Genomic DNA, 17,147 nt, shown 5'->3' on the forward strand with positions numbered 1-17,147 from the left:
CTATGCCAACAACACCTAAAAGGTTAACTTTATACCTTTTAAAAGTATTTGATCTTACTGAAGATGAGCTGCAAAAAACCCTGTTATTGCAGCTCAATATTTTTCTAATCTTAACAACTCTCCTCATTGTTAAGCCTACTATTAATTCCCTATTCTTATCAGAACTTTCGGCCAGTGCATTACCTGCAGGTTATGTTTTAACAGCTATATTTGCCATCATTGGCTCTTTTTTTTACGATAAAGCCTTAGCTCATTTTTCCCTAAACAAAATCATCATAAGGACCTTAATAGGTTCCATTATCACCTTGGTCTTATTTTGTTTGGCCCTCAATCTTAAACTTAAATTAGGGCTTTTACTTTACATTCCCTATATCTGGGTTGCCATATATGGTCTTTTAACAACTTCACAATTTTGGATTTTAGCCAACATCGTTTACAACGCTAGAGAAGCTAAACGAGTTTTTGGATTTATTGGAGCTGGAGCGATTGCTGGAGGTATTTTTGGAGGCTATTTGACTAGTGCTCTTTCAAGCTTCATGAGTTCTGAAAACCTCTTATTGGTAGCTGCCTTTTTGCTTTTTTGGTGTATACCCATCACCAAATTCATTTGGAGTAAGGAAGTTGTTAGATTAAGTCATTATCAATTAGCGCATTTAAAAAGTGAGCATATTGAGAAATCTCCTTTTAAAATGATTAAATCCTCTCCTCTTTTGAGTTCTATTGGGATTGTCATTGGAATTGGAGTTATTGTTGCTAAACTAGTAGACTATCAATACAGTCATTTTGCATCGGAAATAATAACAGACAAACAAGAACTTACTGCCTTTTTTGCATTTTGGCTTTCTACCTTAAGTGTTATTTCCCTTTTGGTTCAGTTGTTTTTGACTAATCGAATTGTAGGAAGGTTAGGAGTTGGCAAGTCCCTTTTATGGTTACCTACAGGAATCTTAATTGGCTCTGTATTGCTTTTGTTTTTTCCAGAATTGTGGGTTGTCATCTTTATTAAAATAGCAGACGGAAGCTTAAAACAATCTGTAAACAAAGCGGCCACTGAGCTTTTAATGATTCCCGTTCCTCTTGAAGTTAAAAAGAAAACCAAAACCTTTATAGATGTCGTGATAGATAGCATTGCAACTGGTATTGCTGGTTTTCTCCTCATGTTTGTAATCCACGTTTTTAAAGGTTCCTATTTCTTTGTAAGCATCTTAACGATTGCGTTCATTTTAGTTTGGATGTTTTTTATTTTCAGACTTAAAAAGGAATACATCAATGCCTTTAAATCGCTTTTAGAAAGACCACACTCTAAAAGCAAAAAGCTGGAACAACCTAAAAAAGAGGTGCCTGTAAACACCATTGTAGGTTCTATAAAAAACGTGTTCAAAAACGGAAACGAGTCCCAAATCCTTCACATGCTCCATCGCACTTTAGAGACGCCTGACGAACGTTTTTTTGAAGATTTAAAAAATCTCCTTAAACATGAGTCAGAAGCTGTAAGAGCATTAGCTATTGAAAACCTTTATTTCCTAAAAACTGACGATTTAAGTTCGTTAATTGAACCCTTGATTTTTGAAGAGGATCAAGAAATAACCACTCATGCACTTCGGTATATTATCAAGAATAAACCATCGGAAGCTTCAAATATTTTCAATAAATATTCCAAAATAAAGGACGATGAGTCCATAGAGAACGCTGTTCTTATTGCACTGTCCCAAGAATTACACAACAGTCCCACACTCCAGAAAAAATTTAATTTCACATCCATCTTAGAGGAAGCCGTTAATGAATGGATTCATTTTGAAGAAGGCCCAATAAAAACCAATAAGTTAAAAACCATTCTGGAAGTCATCGGCAATATTAAGACCAAAGAGTTCTATTCGATTATCACTCAATCGCTCGCTTCAAACCAAAATGATATTGTGATTCAGGCCTTAATTTCAGTTAAAGAAATAAAATCAAAAGATTTCATTGACCCCATGCTATCTAGACTTTGGGAAAAAACATTAAGAGATGAATTATTTGATGCCTTACATGCCTATGGAGAAGGCATTATCGATTATTTGACCAAATGTATTTTAGACGATAAAATATCTTTAAAAAATAGCCAATTCATTCCAAAGGTGATTGAGCAGTTTGAATCCCAAAAAGCAATAAATGCTTTAATCAAATTAATAGACACCACAGAACATTCTGTTTCCATTGAGGCTATTGAGTCCTTGAAACGGCTTAAATGGAAGCATAAAAACCTCAAAGTAAGGGATGGTTTTGTGATTGGCAAAACATTAGATGAATGCCAAGTGTATCAAAATATCTTATCGTCTTTACATTCGCAAATCATAATTAGCTACAAAGAAGCTAAAATTAATACCTCTCAGGAAATAGAAGCTAGAAAAGGATTGATGCAAATACTGGAACAACGTTTGGACAGGCAATTACATCGTATTTTCAGTTTTCTAGGTATAAAATACTTGCCAGAAGATATAGATCCTTTGTTGGATATCATTCGTTCTGGAGAGGAAGAACAACGCGCCTATGCCATCGAGTTTTTGGACAATCTCCTCAATATTGATTTGAAAAAGGAATTAATACCAATTGCTGAGTCCGCTTTTATTGATAACGAGATTTCTGAAAATATTATTAAAAAACTAAACTTACAGGTTTACAGTGAGTACAAATGTTACCAAATTCTTCTGGAACGGCATGATATTAAAATTAAGCATGCTGTTCTTTACTTGATAGAAAAATCTGGTGAAAAACGTTTCATACCATTGGTCAAAATAGTACTAAACGACCCAAGTAAATTAATTAGGGAACAAGCTCTCCAAACCTTAAATATCTTGGATAATCAGCCCAATTTATAAGCTGGCATCCAAAGCAATTTCTTTATGCAAATCAACATCAGGGGTGATAGATTGCAGATAATCTGAACTCAATGCATTTTTATTCTCTACAAATGGCCTCACTTGAAATAGCCATATTTTATTTTCCTTAAATCCTAACTCCACATCAAATGGCCCATGGATTCCCTTGGCTTCCATTTTTGATTCCAATTCTTCTCTAAATAAATTAAGTTGTTTGATATTCTGAACACTTAATATGGGGGTTTCAAACGTAGTCATCTTGGTTTCGATACCGCCCTCTTCTAATAATGATTTGTAAAAAGGTTCCCTTGCTGGCGCAATCAAATGGAACTCACCTTGATGTTTGACAGTCCATGTTTCAGCAGCCTGACCATCAACAGCACCGCCCACGCCTTTACTAAAAGCCACGGTTACTTCATCTGTTTTTCCGGTGGTGACTCCCTTCGTTATCATGACACCAGAATAATCATTATTAACTCCAGGTATAACAACAATGGATGGATATACATTTTCTGGATTGTTCAAAAGCTTTTGCCGCCATTTAAAGCTACGTTCCGTATAAGGGGAAGCCCAGACAGTTTTAATTCCATTCAGGATTTTCTCCTTTTCAAGGACATTAAATAAAGTTAAATTTAATCCTGCGCCCGTAAAATTCCCAAGATCTTCCATATTGGTATCACTTCTTAAAAATACGGCTTGCTCCCCAAAAGGAACTCCCAAAATACTATCAAAGGAGCGATTAATATCTTTCAGAAAACTATCTTTTAAAGACATTTGACTTATCAATTGTCTTAAGTTTTCCAATTCTGAAAGTTGATACGCTTCAATATTAGCATCGGTCTCTCCTGAAGACTTCATATTTACTGCCTTAGCAAAAATACCATTCAAATAGTCCCAATAAGTTTGTTGTTCTCCTGGAATGGTTTGTTTCATGTGATCCAGAAAAATCCCAAACGGTATGACAAATCCCTCAACCACATCATCCGGAAAATTTTCTTTCAATTCTCCTAAATTTGCTGCCTTTGGTCCGCAATAGATCCCTGAGGATTTGGCATTTAATTCCCTTAGATTGATAATGGTTGTGCGATCTAATTTGATCTTATCCGTAGGAACCGTAATCATATTGGTATTTCGCTCCTTCTTTTCAAAAAGCTTCCGTTCTACATCCGTCATATCCTTTTCCAATTTCATTATGACGTTCCCTTTATTGGAAACAGCATAAAAAACCGTTTGACCGTCAAAGGCTTTTAAGGCATTCACATTATCGCTGGATAAGGAAGTATTGGGGATTCCTAGATTTCTTGCTAATAACTGAAGATGTGAAACCAAATTACCTTCTGAAACATTTAAAATACCAGCTACAGGTTTCAGATCGGATGGTGGTCTCGCAAATACATAAATATGATTGGGATTAACGCTTAAATCTTCTGCCGAACCTTCAACCACGACCAACTTCCCATAAGCATACCCCGGATTTAACCCATGTAAATGACTTTGGTTGGATATATCTAAAACTTGATTACTTAAAGAAGACTGTTCGGTAATAAACTGTCCTAGTTTTCCAATACTATTCCCAAGATATAAGGCCACCGAACCTCTAATACGGTCATCTAAAAAACTATGAACCAAAGGCTCAAATCCTTCATAAAGCTCTACTATTGGATTAAAAACCGCATTATTTTTACCTGTGCCCCACTCCAATTGATTTCGAGCAGCTACTAAAAAAGCATTGAGTTCTTCCAGGGTGGTATTTTTACCATCCACCGCACTCAAACTGGTTTGTAGCATCTCCCATTCCCAAGTTTCAGTGTACCCAGAAGCCGCAGATGCAGTGCTTAAATAACATATTTTATCGGTTAGGGTTGTTACATCATCATCGGGATATTCATCAATTTGTTTGGTAATTAGAGACTCTAGTTTTAAGGAAAGATCAAACAAAGCCAACCTACCAGCAACATTCTTTTCTTCTAAAATATGTTCTCGAATAAACCACATTAACTCTGAGGCACCCTGTATTTTCATTTGGGCGCTTTCGTTTTGATATAAAGAAATATAATTCTCAATCTGATTTCGAATTTTTTCTTCTTCAACATCCTTCAGGTACTTCGTAAGGGACTCCACTTCAACTGGTTTAAAATATTCCTTCATGGTTTTAACCAGTTTATTAATTTGCTTGTTCAAATCTGGAGTCAAATTGGCAGCCTGCTTTTCTTTAAATGCCAATACATCTTGGATATCTGCTACTTGTGGCTGACCATGAATTTTGATTCTTAAATTCATAAAAGGCTCAAATTCATCCGCAATGGATTTAGATTCGCTTCGCATACGTAGCGTCACATTATCATCGCCAATATGGGGAATGTCTTTGATAGCTTGTCTCACAAAATAAAAGTGCTTCTCTATGTTTTCATCCTCTTTCAACAACCAATGAAAAAAATCTATTCCCCAAGCTGCTTCATCTTCTGCCTGGATAGCTCCCCTATAATATTGTCCCCGTCTATTTACCCAACCGTCATCTACCGATTTTAGGTATTTTTCAATCATGTATTGTTTGATTCTTGAGTGGTAATTCTCCTGATCCCAAAATTCATCAAACGAGGTATAAGCAAGAATTTGTCCAAGAAAAATATGACTCTTGTCACCCAAAGCTTCCACCTCATCCTTATAGCGTGCATGTTGAATCCCTCCATCCTCGCAGGGTTCTTTAGGCATTTGAATGGTGCTATCATCACAAAACCAACGAATATCTTTATAGGGACCTCTTGGATCCTTTTTATATTTGGAAATTAACGCTTGAACATGCTCGTTATCAATCTGATAAGATGAATTCTGGGAAAAAGCGATAAAAGGAATAAGTAAGGTGAAGATTAAAAGTGGCCTCATTGATTTTATTTTGATGGAAATCTAAATTACAAATTAAATGTTTGATTTAATACTCTAAACGATTAATTCTTAATGGAAAGAGGCGAGTAGACTCCAATAAAAAAGAGGGTTGCTTTACAACCCTCTTTTTCCCAAAACCTCATCAAACAAAAATTAGCCTTTGTTGAATTCTTTATTTTTCCACTAGAAATAAAGTCACTTTAAAAAAAGCCAATTAATGACAAATAAACTACAGTATAAAATTGGCAACGTGGCCAAACTGTAGAGTGGATATGAAAATTGAATTCTTATTTTTCCTTAACCACAGTGTAAAAATACAACCAGAATATCTATCAAAACATGACATTTGTCAACTTCTCAATTTTTTTTAAAATTTTTATCTAAAATTTTTAAACCCCTGTATTTTCGAGCTTTTTAAAACAAAATACTTATCATTTTAGCCCTCATATTTTCACAGAACTAGGTTATTTCCTATCTTTAAAATGTATTTTTCACACTTATACTAATGAAACATTTTTTTATCTGCAGTCTCCTCATAATTCTTTGGGGATGTCAAAAACATGACAAGTCTACCCAGCATATTTTGTCAAATGTTGATGGTAGCATAGAATTAACCTTCGATTTAAATAAAAATCTTCAACCCTACTATTTATTAAAATATCAGGGGAAAATGGTCTTAGACACATCAAGACTAGGCTTAAAAAGAACCGATGGGAATTTTGAAAGCCAGCTAAGTTTGGTTTCCGTTTCTGAACCTGAGAACATAACTGATTCGTACACTATGTTCCATGGTAAACAACAACAAATGGAATATCAAGCAAAACAGTATACGGTTCATTTAAAAAACAATCAGGACCAAGAATTTAATATCCTGTTTCAATTATCCGAAAATGGGGTTGCCTTGAAATACCAATTTCCAGAAACATCTGAAGATTTGAAAAGGATTGAAGAAGAATTTACTACTTACAAATTTGGATCAGAAACCAAATCTTGGTTACAACCCATGGCCAAGGCGAAAACAGGATGGGAACACACAAATCCCTCTTACGAGGAGCATTATGAAATGGCTATTTCTCCAGACAAACCTTCTCCTATTGGTGAAGGCTGGGTTTATCCAGCCTTATTTAAAACAGATAACGTTTGGGCGCTGATTTCTGAAACTGGACTTAAGGAAAATTATTGTGGTTCTAGGCTGAAGTACAATGAGCAGTTAGGAGCCCTTCAGGTTACTTTTCCCCAAACAGAAGAAGTATTTCCGGGTGGTGCTTTAAATCCAGAATCTGTCGCTCCATGGGAAACACCCTGGCGTATCATTACCGTAGGATCCTTAGCAGATATTGCTGAAAGCACTTTAGGAACCGATCTAGCCGACCCGGCTATTGAAATGAATACCGATTTTATTAAGGGAGGCCTTTCGTCTTGGAGTTGGGTGTTGCTAAAAGATGATTTCACGAATTATAAAACGTCCAAGAAATTTATTGATTATGCCTCAAACATGAATTGGGACTATTGTCTGATAGATTGTGATTGGGACCAAAAAATCGGATTTGAAAAATTGGCAGAACTCGCTTCTTATGCCCAATCAAAAGATGTCAAAGTTTTGGTTTGGTACAATTCGGCAGGAAGTTGGAATACCACTCCCTACACGCCAAGAAGCAAGCTTTTAACTCATGAGGCTCGAGAATCGGAATTCAAAAAATTAAAAGACATCGGTATTGCAGGGGTAAAAATTGACTTTTTTGGAGGCGATGGTCAATCCATGATAGCCTATTATCACGACATCCTAAAAGACGCTGCAGCCCATGAACTTCTTGTGAACTTTCATGGTACCACATTGCCGCGAGGATGGCAGAGAACCTATCCAAATTTGATGACCATGGAATCCATTAAAGGGGAGGAATTTGTCACTTTTGAACAAGTCAATGCAGATTTACAACCAAGTCATTGCGCCACCATCCCATTTACCAGAAATGTTTATGACCCCATGGATTTTACTCCGATGGTTTTAGACTCCATTCCAAGAATGCACAGGAGAACATCCAAAGCATTTGAGCTTGCTCTACCTATCCTATTTACCTCTGGTGTACAACATATGGCAGAGATACCGGAAGGCATGAGTAAACAGCCTGGGGAAGTTATTGAGTTACTTAAAAATATACCCGTAGATTGGGATGAATCCAAATTACTATCAGGATATCCAGGAAAAGATGCTGTTATGGCAAGAAGAAAAGGAAGCACATGGTTTGTGGTAGGAATAAATGGTGAAAATATCCCTAAAACCATTCCATTGGATTTGTCATTCACAGGTTCAAAAACGGGCACCTTAATTACTGATAAACAGAAAAACTCATTCCAAATTGAAAATGTTACCTCAGACCAATTAAAAGAAATAGAGCTTAACGGTTATGGTGGTTTTGTTTTAAAACTAGACTAAATTACATAAATACAAGAATAAAAAAACCGGGTAAATACCCGGTTTTTTTTATATGTCTATCTAACCATTAGATTACCAGAAGTAATAATAGAAAGCACCTGTGAACAATAGGATAATTACGGTATGAATCACATCCCAATGGTTCCAACTTGCTCGTACTTCTGCTCTTTCTTCCGGAGTAGATGTACCAAAAACCAATCCTTTTATTTTCTCAGGACTTGGTGCTTTAGTCATCATACTAACTCCAACTACAATTACAATACAGAACAAGAACATCCATCCACAGAAGAACAGCCAATTCAAGTCAAAGAACAGGTATTTAAATACCGAATCGGCGGCGTCCAAATTATTAGTATAATATACCTTGGCTCCCAAACGGGTTAAACCAATTACCAAACCACTAATCAAGCCCCACATACCTCCTTGTGCTGTGGTTCTCTTCCAAGTGATTCCCAATAAGAATGCTGCAGCTATACCCGGCGCCAAAACAGATTGCACATCCTGTAAATAGGTATAAAGGACATCACCCACACTTCTCATAATTGGTATCCAAAGGATTCCTAAAATCACAATCACCAAAGTGGCTATTTGACCAATGGTCACTAACTTTTTCTCCGGGGTATTAGGTCTTATTTTTTTGTAAAAATCTATTGTAAATAACATCGCTGATGAATTAAACAACGAAGCCAAAGAACTCATTAAAGCAGCCAGAATACCGCAAACAACCAATCCCTTAACACCAGCAGGCAACAATTTAGCAACCATAGTTGGGAACGCAGCATCGGCGTTTGGATTTCCATTTTCTAGAAAAGGTAAGAATCCCTCTCCTCCTGCACCAACACTTTGTTGATGGATAGCAAAGGCAATCATCCCTGGAATCAAAAACAAAAATACAGGCAACAACTTCAAATAAGCTCCAAAAATAGTTCCCCGTCTGGATTCCTTTAAATTTTTACCAGAAAGTACTCTCTGAACAATATATTGATCGGTACACCAATACCAAAATCCGATAATAGAAGAACCTATTAAAGCTCCCAACCAAGGGAAATTTGGATCTTTGTTACTTCTAATCAAATCTGTCATGGAATTACCATAATCATTTACGGTTACGGCACTTGTAATTTCCATCATTTTGTCCCAGCCACCTAACTCACGTAGTCCTAGAACCACGATTATTAAAGATCCTAAAAGAAGAATTGGGGTTTGTAAAACCGAGGTATAAAGTACCGATTTCATCCCACCAAAAATAGTATACAAAGCTGTAATAACAACCAATCCAATAGCTGCTATCCAAAAGAAATCGATTCCCCACAAGGTTTCAATTCCAAAAACCTGTTGAAAGACCAAACCTCCAGCATAAACCGTAACTGCTACTTTGGTCAACACATAACTAATCAGGGAAATTACTGAAAGTATGGTCCTAGATTCTTTATTGTATCTTCTTTCTAAAAACTCGGGCATGGTATACACCATACTTCGGGTGTAAAATGGGACAAAAACCCATCCTAAAATCAAAATCATCCAACCCTGGATTTCCCAGTGTGCCATGGCCATTCCGCTTGAGGCTCCGGCACCTGCCAAACCAATTAAATGTTCTGAACCAATATTTGATGCAAAAATGGAGGACCCTATTGCTATCCAAGTGGCGTCCTTACCACCTAGAAAATAGTCGGCCGAATTGGATTGTTTTTGCTTTACCACATAGACTATAATTCCTATGAGTACAACGGCAAATATTCCAATCACTAGCCAATCATATAATTCTAATGCTTGCATAAGTTTAGTTAGTTATAATGAGTTATTTAGTTGAAAATTTAAAAGTGGTTTTAGACTGATACGTTTCTCCTGGTTTTAAAACAGTTGTTGGAAATTCTGATTGGTTTGGAGAATCTGGATAATGTTGGGTTTCTAAACAAAATCCTGTTCTGTGTCCATAGGTCCCGCCATTTGGCATGGGCAATGTTCCATCCAAAAAGTTACCTGTGTAAAATTGAATTCCAGGTTCATCGGTATATACTTCCATGAACCTTCCACTATTCGCCTCATAGGCAGAGGCAACCAATCGCATGCCTTCACCATTCAAAACCCAACAATGGTCATAACCTTTCCCAAGATTCAATTGTTCATTTTCAGCATTAATTTCTTTACCAATTACTTTTGATTGTCTAAAATCAAACGGTGTTCCTTCCACTTTTCTAATCTCTCCAGTTGGAATCAAAGTGGCATCAACTGGTAAATAAGCATCTGAATTCAATACGACTTCATGATCTAAAATTGTTTTAGAAAAATCTCCCGATAAATTAAAGTAACTGTGTTGCGTTAAATTTACCACTGTTGTTTTATCAGTTGTTGCCTCATAAGATACCTCTAGGGCATCATCATTGGTTAAGGTATAAACAACGGTTACTTCTAAAGTTCCAGGAAAACCTTCTTCTCCATCTTTGCTAGTATAAGTTAGTTTTAAAACGGCAGCATCCCCTCCTTCAATGGGCTCAGCATTCCAAACTACCCTATCAAAACCATTAACACCTCCGTGAAGGGAATTAGGACCATCATTGGTTGCCAAAGTATATTCTGAACCATCCAAAGTGAATTTGGCATTGGCAATTCGATTCCCATAGCGTCCTATCAAAGCCCCAAAAAATGGATTATCCCCCAGATAATCTTCTAAATTGTCAAACCCTAAAATGACATTCTCAAACGCTCCTTGTTTATTTGGAAATTTAAATGAGGTGATTCTTCCTCCATATGTAATGACATTCATCTCAACTCCATTGCTATTCTTTAAAGTATATTGATCAACAGTTGTTGAATCAGGCATTTGCCCGAATGTCGTTTTTGTTATTGTAGATTTATTCTCCACTTCCATTTCATTTTCTGTTTTTTGTTCCGTTTTATTGTCTTTACAACCCACAGTGATAAAAATCAATGCAACCAATATACAATGTATGGAACGTTTTAAGATATTCATATAGATGGATTTTTAAAGTTAATCCTATTGGAACCTATAATAGGCCTCATTAGAATGAATGGTGTTTTTAAAATTTCTGATGGTCGTATCTTCATCAATAACCAAAGATTCTATTCCTGCCATTTCAGCGAAATCTTCAAGTTGTTCCACACTCACATTTTCACTATAACACGTATGATGAGCACCTCCACCCAAAATCCAAGCCATACAAGCTGTTTCAAAATCGGGAAGTGGTTTCCACATGATTCTAGCTACGGGCAATTTAGGCAAAGCTTCTTTAACTTCTTCTCCCACTGTTTTATTAACCAACAATCTAAATCTGTTGCCAAAATCCATTAAAGCAGCTACCAAAGAGTCACCTTCCCTTCCGTTGAAAACAAGACGCACAGGGTCTTCTTTACCTCCAATTCCTAAAGGATGTACTTCACAACTAGGTTTATCTGCCGCCAAAACTGGATCTACTTCTAACATATGTGAACCTAAAATTCTTGGAGCTTTTGGATCTAGGTGATAGGTATAATCTTCCATGAAGGCATTTCCACCTTCCAAACCAGACCCCATCACTTTCATAGCTCTTACCAATGCTGCTGTTTTCCAATCGCCTTCTCCAGCAAAACCAAACCCTTTTTCCATCAACCTTTGAACGGCAATTCCAGGTAATTGTCTCATTCCATGTAAATCTTCAAAAGTATCTGTAAACCCTTTAAAGCCTCCATCAACCAAGAATTTTTCCAATCCAAGCTCTATTCTTGCAGCCTCGACTAAAGAGCTTCTATTGGCTCCACCCTCCAAAAGGCTATCAGCCATATGATAAGACGATTCATATTCTTTTACCAAAGTATCTATTTGCTCATCAGTAACTGCATTGATAAATTCAACCAAATCACCCACAGCATAGGTGTTTACAGAAAAACCAAATTTGGTTTCAGCTTCTACTTTATCTCCATCTGTCACCGCAACAAATCGCATATTATCACCAAAACGTGCAAATTTTGCTCCTTGCCAATCATCCCAACCAGCTGCTACACGTGTCCAATCTCCAATTTGTTTTTGAACAGAATCTTCATTCCAGTGTCCAACAACAACCTTTCTGTTCTTTCTAAGGCGACTTACCATAAATCCAAACTCACGATCGCCATGGGCCGCTTGATTTAAATTCATAAAATCCATATCAATAGTTCCCCAAGGAATATCTCTGTTGAATTGGGTATGTAAATGAAGCATCGGTTTTTGAAGTGCAGTTAAGCCTCTTATCCACATTTTTGCTGGTGAAAACGTATGCATCCATGTGATAATCCCGATACAGTTTTCAGCTTGATTAGCTGCTGTAAGCGTTTCATATATTTCCTCAGTTGATTTGACCGTTGGTTTAAAAACCACATTGACTGGAATCAATGAAGAATCGTTAAGAGCCTTTGCTATGGTTGTTGAATTTTGCGCTACTTGCTCTAAAGTTTCTGGTCCGTATAGGTGTTGGCTTCCTGTTATAAACCAAACTTCCTTTGTTGATATATCTATCATGAGATTAAGTTTTAATATTTATTGACCGTAATAGGCATTTTTACCATGTTTACGCTCGTAGTGTTTTTTAATTAATGAATCTTTTAATCGAGGTGCATCAGGATTAATCTGCAATGTCAAATAGGCCATTTCAGCTACTACCTCTAATACTTTGCTATTATAAACAGCTTTATCTGCATTTTTACCCCAGGTAAAAGGCCCATGGTTTCCAATAAGCACCATTTCGACCTCTTGGTGAGACAGATTTTTTTCTTTGAAACAATCAATGATTTGAATGCCTGTATTGTGTTCATAATTACCCGCAATCAAATCATCACTCATAGGTGGCGCACAAGGTATATCAGCTGTTAAGTGGTCGGCATGAGTAGTCCCAAAAATTGGAACATCCCTTTGTGCTTGTGCCCAAGAAACGGAATACTTGGCATGAGTATGGGCGATACCTCCAATATCATCCCAGTTTTTGTATAAAAACGAATGCGTTTTGGTATCAGAAGATGGTCTCATACTGCCTTCTACTATATTGTTATCATAATCTAGAATGACTATGTCTTCTGGTTTTAAAACCTCATAAGGAACGCCACTTGGTTTAATGGCAAATACACCATTTTGACGATCTACAGCACTAACATTTCCGAAGGTATACACAACCAAGTCAAGAGCATTGAGTTGCATATTGGCTTCATAACATTCTTCTTTTAATGATTTATACTTGGTGCTCATATTTCTTTTGATTTAAAGTACTTTCAATAAATGCCGCCAAGGTCTTGTAGGACTCCATATAATTGGCGTAAATTTTCACTTGTTCTGACTGTGGAAAATATTCAGCTTCAAAATCACTTCCCATCACTTTGCTTGCCTCAATAACATCTTCATATATGCCTGCCGCAACTGCTGCGTAGATAGCAGCTCCTAAAGCAGGTGCTTGATCAGACTCGGCAACTTTAATAGGCATGTTCAAGACATTTGCCAAGGTCTGCATAATGAACGGGGATTTTCTAGCTACACCACCAATGCCGATGACGGAATCAATATTCACACCTTCACTTTCAAAACGATCAACAATCATTTTAGATCCAAAACAAATAGAGTTCACTAAAGCTTTGAAAATGTGAGGTGCTTTGGTCCCTAAGGATATCCCAGAAATGGCACTCTTCAACTCTTGATTAGCATCTGGAGTTCGTCTTCCGTTGACCCAATCCAAGGCAATTGGAATAGCCTCAGAAATAGGTATACGCTCTGCCTGTTCTGCTAAGGTTCTAATAAACTTAGCTTCTATTTCGTCATTTAGGGATTTCTTTTGTTCATCGGTCAAAACATTTGAGGTCATAACCAAATTATTTATGGGCCAGGAAAGGACATCCTTAAACCAAGCCAATACATCACCAAATGCTGATTGTCCTGCTTCCAAACCAATCATCCCGGGAATCACAGAACCATCTACTTGTCCGCAAATTCCTTTCACACAATTATCTCCTATTACCTCGTTGGGCGATACCATTATATCACAGGTTGAAGTTCCCATAACGCGAACCAACGCATTGTGATCTACTTTAGCTCCAACCGCTCCTGAATGCGCATCAAAAGTTCCAACGGCAATGATCGTTTTGGTTGTAAGTCCCAATTTTTCCGCCCATTCTTCGTTTAAATGACCTGCTATATCATCTGATGTGAACGTGTGTTCGTATAAGTTGTCCTTTAAATTTGCCAAATAAGGATCTAACTGGGATAAAAATTCCTTGGCAGGCAGACCGCCCCAGCTCTCATGCCACATGGCTTTATGTCCTGCCGCACATCGACTTCTTTTAAAAGATTTTAAATCCTTATTATCAGCTAAAAGGTAGGTTATGAAATCACAATGTTCCATCCAAGTATGAGCCTGTTCTTTCACTTGTTTGTCTTCTCTTGCTATATGCAAAATCTTGGCCCAGAACCATTCTGAAGAATAAATACCCCCTTCAAACTTGGTGTAATCTTCACCTCCCCAAGAGCGAGCCAATTCATTAATTTCATTGGCCTCTTTTACTGATGTATGATCTTTCCAAAGCACCATCATGGCGTTTGGGTTTTCTTCAAATCCTTCTACTAAAGCCAATGGAGTCCCATCAACAGTCAAAGGCATTGGAGATGATCCTGTGGTATCGATACATATCCCTTTAACAGCTTCGGGATTAACACCACTTTGGTTCATTACAGAAGTAATAGTATGCTCCAATCCCTCAATATGATCCAGGGGATGTTGACGGAACTGATTAATTCCTGGATTGCAATATTTATTTTGCTTCCATCTAGGATACCAAAAAACCTCTGAAGCCAATTCTGCACCATTTTGGGTATCAATTAAAACGGCACGAACAGAATCTGAACCGTAATCTAACCCTATAACATATGTTTTCATCTTTACTACTTTAGTTTGCTTAACAAAGATACGTTTTAGATTAATTTAAGTGTATTTTATACACTTTTAATTTTTACTTTTAACATATTTACTGAGTTAGACTGTAATTCTAACTCAATTTGCTCATCATTTACATTGATTTCAATTGATTTTGGGCTAATTTTTTCTGGAGTTTCAAATGTGTTTGAATCTGATAATTCCTCGCTTTTTAAAACAACATGTTCGGCTGTATCATGAATAGCTCCATTTTGTATTCCAATTTGAATCTTCTGACTCCATTTGGAAGCATTAATGATCTTTATAATCAACTCTCCAGTGTTGCTATCTATTACGGCTGATGCATACAAATCACCCTCACCTGCGAGCACTTCTCCATTTTTTGTAATCTGGACCACATCGGTACCAGGGTTATTGGCGAAAAATTTTTGAACATAGTAATTGGGTGTACCATAAGACTCCAAGTTATTAAACCAAATCATATCGGGCGCCCATTGAAATGCGTCAATATGAGCCATTAAAGGGGCGTAAGATGTCATGGTTACCACATCTGCATTACGTTCCAAACCAGTCATAAAAGCAGCTTCAGCAAGTGCTCCTTCCCAATTGTTTTCCTTGGGGCCATCTTCAACATCTTTTGGATGCGCTGCATATTCACCTGCAAAAACTTTTGGTCCCTTGCGGTCATAGCCATCATATCTGGCTGCATTTTCTAAAAACCACTCAGGTGATCGGTAATAGTGTTCATCAACAATTTCGGCATTCATGGCCTTAAGCTGTTCCCAACCGTACTCGAAATAATCTCCATCAGGAAATGGACCACTACCTGACACAATCACAATCTCTGGATAGACTTCTTTAATCGCCTGATGAAAGACTTTATATCGTTCTATGTAAACTTCTCCCCATTGTTCATTACCTATTCCTATGTATTTTAAGTTGAATGGTTCAGGATGTCCCATTTCTGCCCGCAGTTTTCCCCATTCTGTAGAAACACTTCCATTGGCAAATTCTATCAAATCCAAAGCATCTTGAACATAGGGATCCAATTCTTCCATAGGGACAAGTTCTCCTGTATTAAATTGGCAAGCAATCCCACAACTTAAAATAGGCAAAGGTTCTGCACCTAAATCTTCAGAAAGCTGGAAATATTCAAAGAAGCCCAATCCAAAACTTTGATAATAATCTGGAGTGAATTTGTGCATAAATTCAGTATTCCAACGGTTTACCAATACCTCACGATCTTCTATATCCCCAACCGTTTTTTTCCATTGGTAGCGTCTTTCCAAAGTTCTACCTTCAACAATACAGCCTCCTGGAAATCTCAAAAACCCCGGATTTAAATCAGCTAATAATTGCACTAAGTCTTTTCTCAACCCTCTTTCTCTTCCTTTCCATGTATCTTCTGGAAACATGGAAATCATATCCAAATCAATAACTCCTGTACCCTCAAATGTCAATTTAAGTTGCGCTTTCCCTTCAGTTTTTGAGGCAGTTAATTGAGCCTTGTAGTTTTTCCAAGTTTCACCATCGAGAATAATAAATGCTTCACCTAAAACATTTTGAAGTGTATCTATTAATTGAACTTGTATTTTTTTAATTTCACCGCTTACTTTTTTGGCATCAAGCGTCAAGTTATATTTTCCATCTTTTTTGACACCCATACCACGGAATCCTTCATTAATTAATTCGTAGTTCGGTCCTTTCACCTCAACACGAGCATAGCGATGGTTGGAATTTTCACCGGTATATTGAATAGGATTTAAGATCCCCGATTCATTATTATGACTGTGTTTATTGCTATTTGGTTCACTCCATCCCATTTTTGGTAACAAAAATTCAAACGAGCGATTTTTAATCATTTCAGCATATAACCCTCCATCTGCGGCAAAGTTGATGTCTTCAAAGAAAATACCATACATGGTTGGTTGGACTTTTATCCCAGTATCACTTAAGTCCACCTGCAAATGAGCCACTTCTGTGGACCCAGAACCTTTTTCTGGAGTTGCTTCCTGCTCCTTGCAACTCAAACAAATCCCAAGAGTTATGGCAATTAAAAACGTGTATTTAAAAAATGAATGTTTCATT

The 17,147-nt window shown here is 37.0% G+C and carries 9 protein-coding genes; 2 read left to right on the top strand and 7 right to left on the bottom strand.

From position 1 onward, the window contains the following. Positions 1 to 2: 2 nt before the first annotated feature. Positions 3 to 2,858, top strand: a complete 2,856-nt coding sequence (locus GZ212_RS04670; protein WP_166957691.1) for an NTP/NDP exchange transporter — start codon at positions 3 to 5, stop codon at positions 2,856 to 2,858. Here the strand turns inward: GZ212_RS04670 and GZ212_RS04675 are convergent. Further along, positions 2,853 to 5,741, bottom strand: a complete 2,889-nt coding sequence (locus GZ212_RS04675; RefSeq protein ID WP_166957693.1) for a PEP/pyruvate-binding domain-containing protein — start codon at positions 5,739 to 5,741, stop codon at positions 2,853 to 2,855. The genes GZ212_RS04670 and GZ212_RS04675 overlap by 6 nt on opposite strands. A 505-nt stretch (positions 5,742 to 6,246) precedes the next feature. Here GZ212_RS04675 and GZ212_RS04680 point away from each other — a divergent pair. Further along, positions 6,247 to 8,175: a glycoside hydrolase family 97 protein gene (locus GZ212_RS04680; RefSeq protein ID WP_166957695.1), complete on the top strand. Its 1,929-nt coding sequence runs from the start codon at positions 6,247 to 6,249 to the stop codon at positions 8,173 to 8,175. Positions 8,176 to 8,247: 72 nt separating this feature from the next. Here the strand turns inward: GZ212_RS04680 and GZ212_RS04685 are convergent, their stop codons facing one another. From GZ212_RS04685 to GZ212_RS04710, 6 genes are read right to left on the bottom strand one after another with little or no spacing between them, the layout of a single operon-like run. Then, the gene (locus GZ212_RS04685; RefSeq protein ID WP_166957697.1) at positions 8,248 to 9,951 is read right to left on the bottom strand and encodes a sodium:solute symporter; all 1,704 of its coding nucleotides are present in this window, start codon (positions 9,949 to 9,951) and stop codon (positions 8,248 to 8,250) included. Between the two features lie 22 nt (positions 9,952 to 9,973). Next, a complete protein-coding gene (locus GZ212_RS04690; protein ID WP_166957699.1) occupies positions 9,974 to 11,146 on the bottom strand; it encodes an aldose epimerase family protein in 1,173 nt (390 codons plus the stop codon). A gap of 24 nt (positions 11,147 to 11,170) precedes the next feature. Beyond that, positions 11,171 to 12,667 (bottom strand): L-arabinose isomerase, encoded by a 1,497-nt coding sequence (gene araA, locus GZ212_RS04695; RefSeq protein WP_166957701.1) that lies wholly within the window; start codon positions 12,665 to 12,667, stop codon positions 11,171 to 11,173. An 18-nt stretch (positions 12,668 to 12,685) separates the two neighbouring features. After that, on the bottom strand, positions 12,686 to 13,387 hold the full coding sequence (locus GZ212_RS04700; RefSeq protein WP_166957704.1) for an L-ribulose-5-phosphate 4-epimerase: 702 nt from the start codon (positions 13,385 to 13,387) through the stop codon (positions 12,686 to 12,688). Next, positions 13,371 to 15,062, bottom strand: a complete 1,692-nt coding sequence (locus GZ212_RS04705) for a ribulokinase (protein WP_166957706.1) — start codon at positions 15,060 to 15,062, stop codon at positions 13,371 to 13,373. The genes GZ212_RS04700 and GZ212_RS04705 overlap by 17 nt, the downstream gene beginning before the upstream one ends. A 56-nt stretch (positions 15,063 to 15,118) precedes the next feature. Then, positions 15,119 to 17,146, bottom strand: a complete 2,028-nt coding sequence (locus GZ212_RS04710; protein WP_166957708.1) for an alpha-L-arabinofuranosidase C-terminal domain-containing protein — start codon at positions 17,144 to 17,146, stop codon at positions 15,119 to 15,121. Position 17,147 lies beyond the last annotated feature (1 nt).

The sequence above is a fragment of the Mangrovimonas sp. CR14 genome, assembly GCF_011764015.1.
GTDB lineage: Bacteria > Bacteroidota > Bacteroidia > Flavobacteriales > Flavobacteriaceae > Mangrovimonas > Mangrovimonas futianensis.

Excerpts from the sequence above, each read along its gene's own strand:
- GZ212_RS04710 (WP_166957708.1), bottom strand. The coding sequence starts at position 17,146 with ATGAAACATTCATTTTTTAAATACACGTTTTTAATTGCCATAACTCTT.
- GZ212_RS04700 (WP_166957704.1), bottom strand. The coding sequence starts at position 13,387 with ATGAGCACCAAGTATAAATCATTAAAAGAAGAATGTTATGAAGCCAAT.
- GZ212_RS04670 (WP_166957691.1), top strand. The coding sequence starts at position 3 with ATGCCAACAACACCTAAAAGGTTAACTTTATACCTTTTAAAAGTATTT.
- GZ212_RS04705 (WP_166957706.1), bottom strand. The coding sequence starts at position 15,062 with ATGAAAACATATGTTATAGGGTTAGATTACGGTTCAGATTCTGTTCGT.
- GZ212_RS04680 (WP_166957695.1), top strand. The coding sequence starts at position 6,247 with ATGAAACATTTTTTTATCTGCAGTCTCCTCATAATTCTTTGGGGATGT.
- GZ212_RS04675 (WP_166957693.1), bottom strand. The coding sequence starts at position 5,741 with ATGAGGCCACTTTTAATCTTCACCTTACTTATTCCTTTTATCGCTTTT.
- GZ212_RS04685 (WP_166957697.1), bottom strand. The coding sequence starts at position 9,951 with ATGCAAGCATTAGAATTATATGATTGGCTAGTGATTGGAATATTTGCC.
- araA (WP_166957701.1), bottom strand. The coding sequence starts at position 12,667 with ATGATAGATATATCAACAAAGGAAGTTTGGTTTATAACAGGAAGCCAA.
- GZ212_RS04690 (WP_166957699.1), bottom strand. The coding sequence starts at position 11,146 with ATGAATATCTTAAAACGTTCCATACATTGTATATTGGTTGCATTGATT.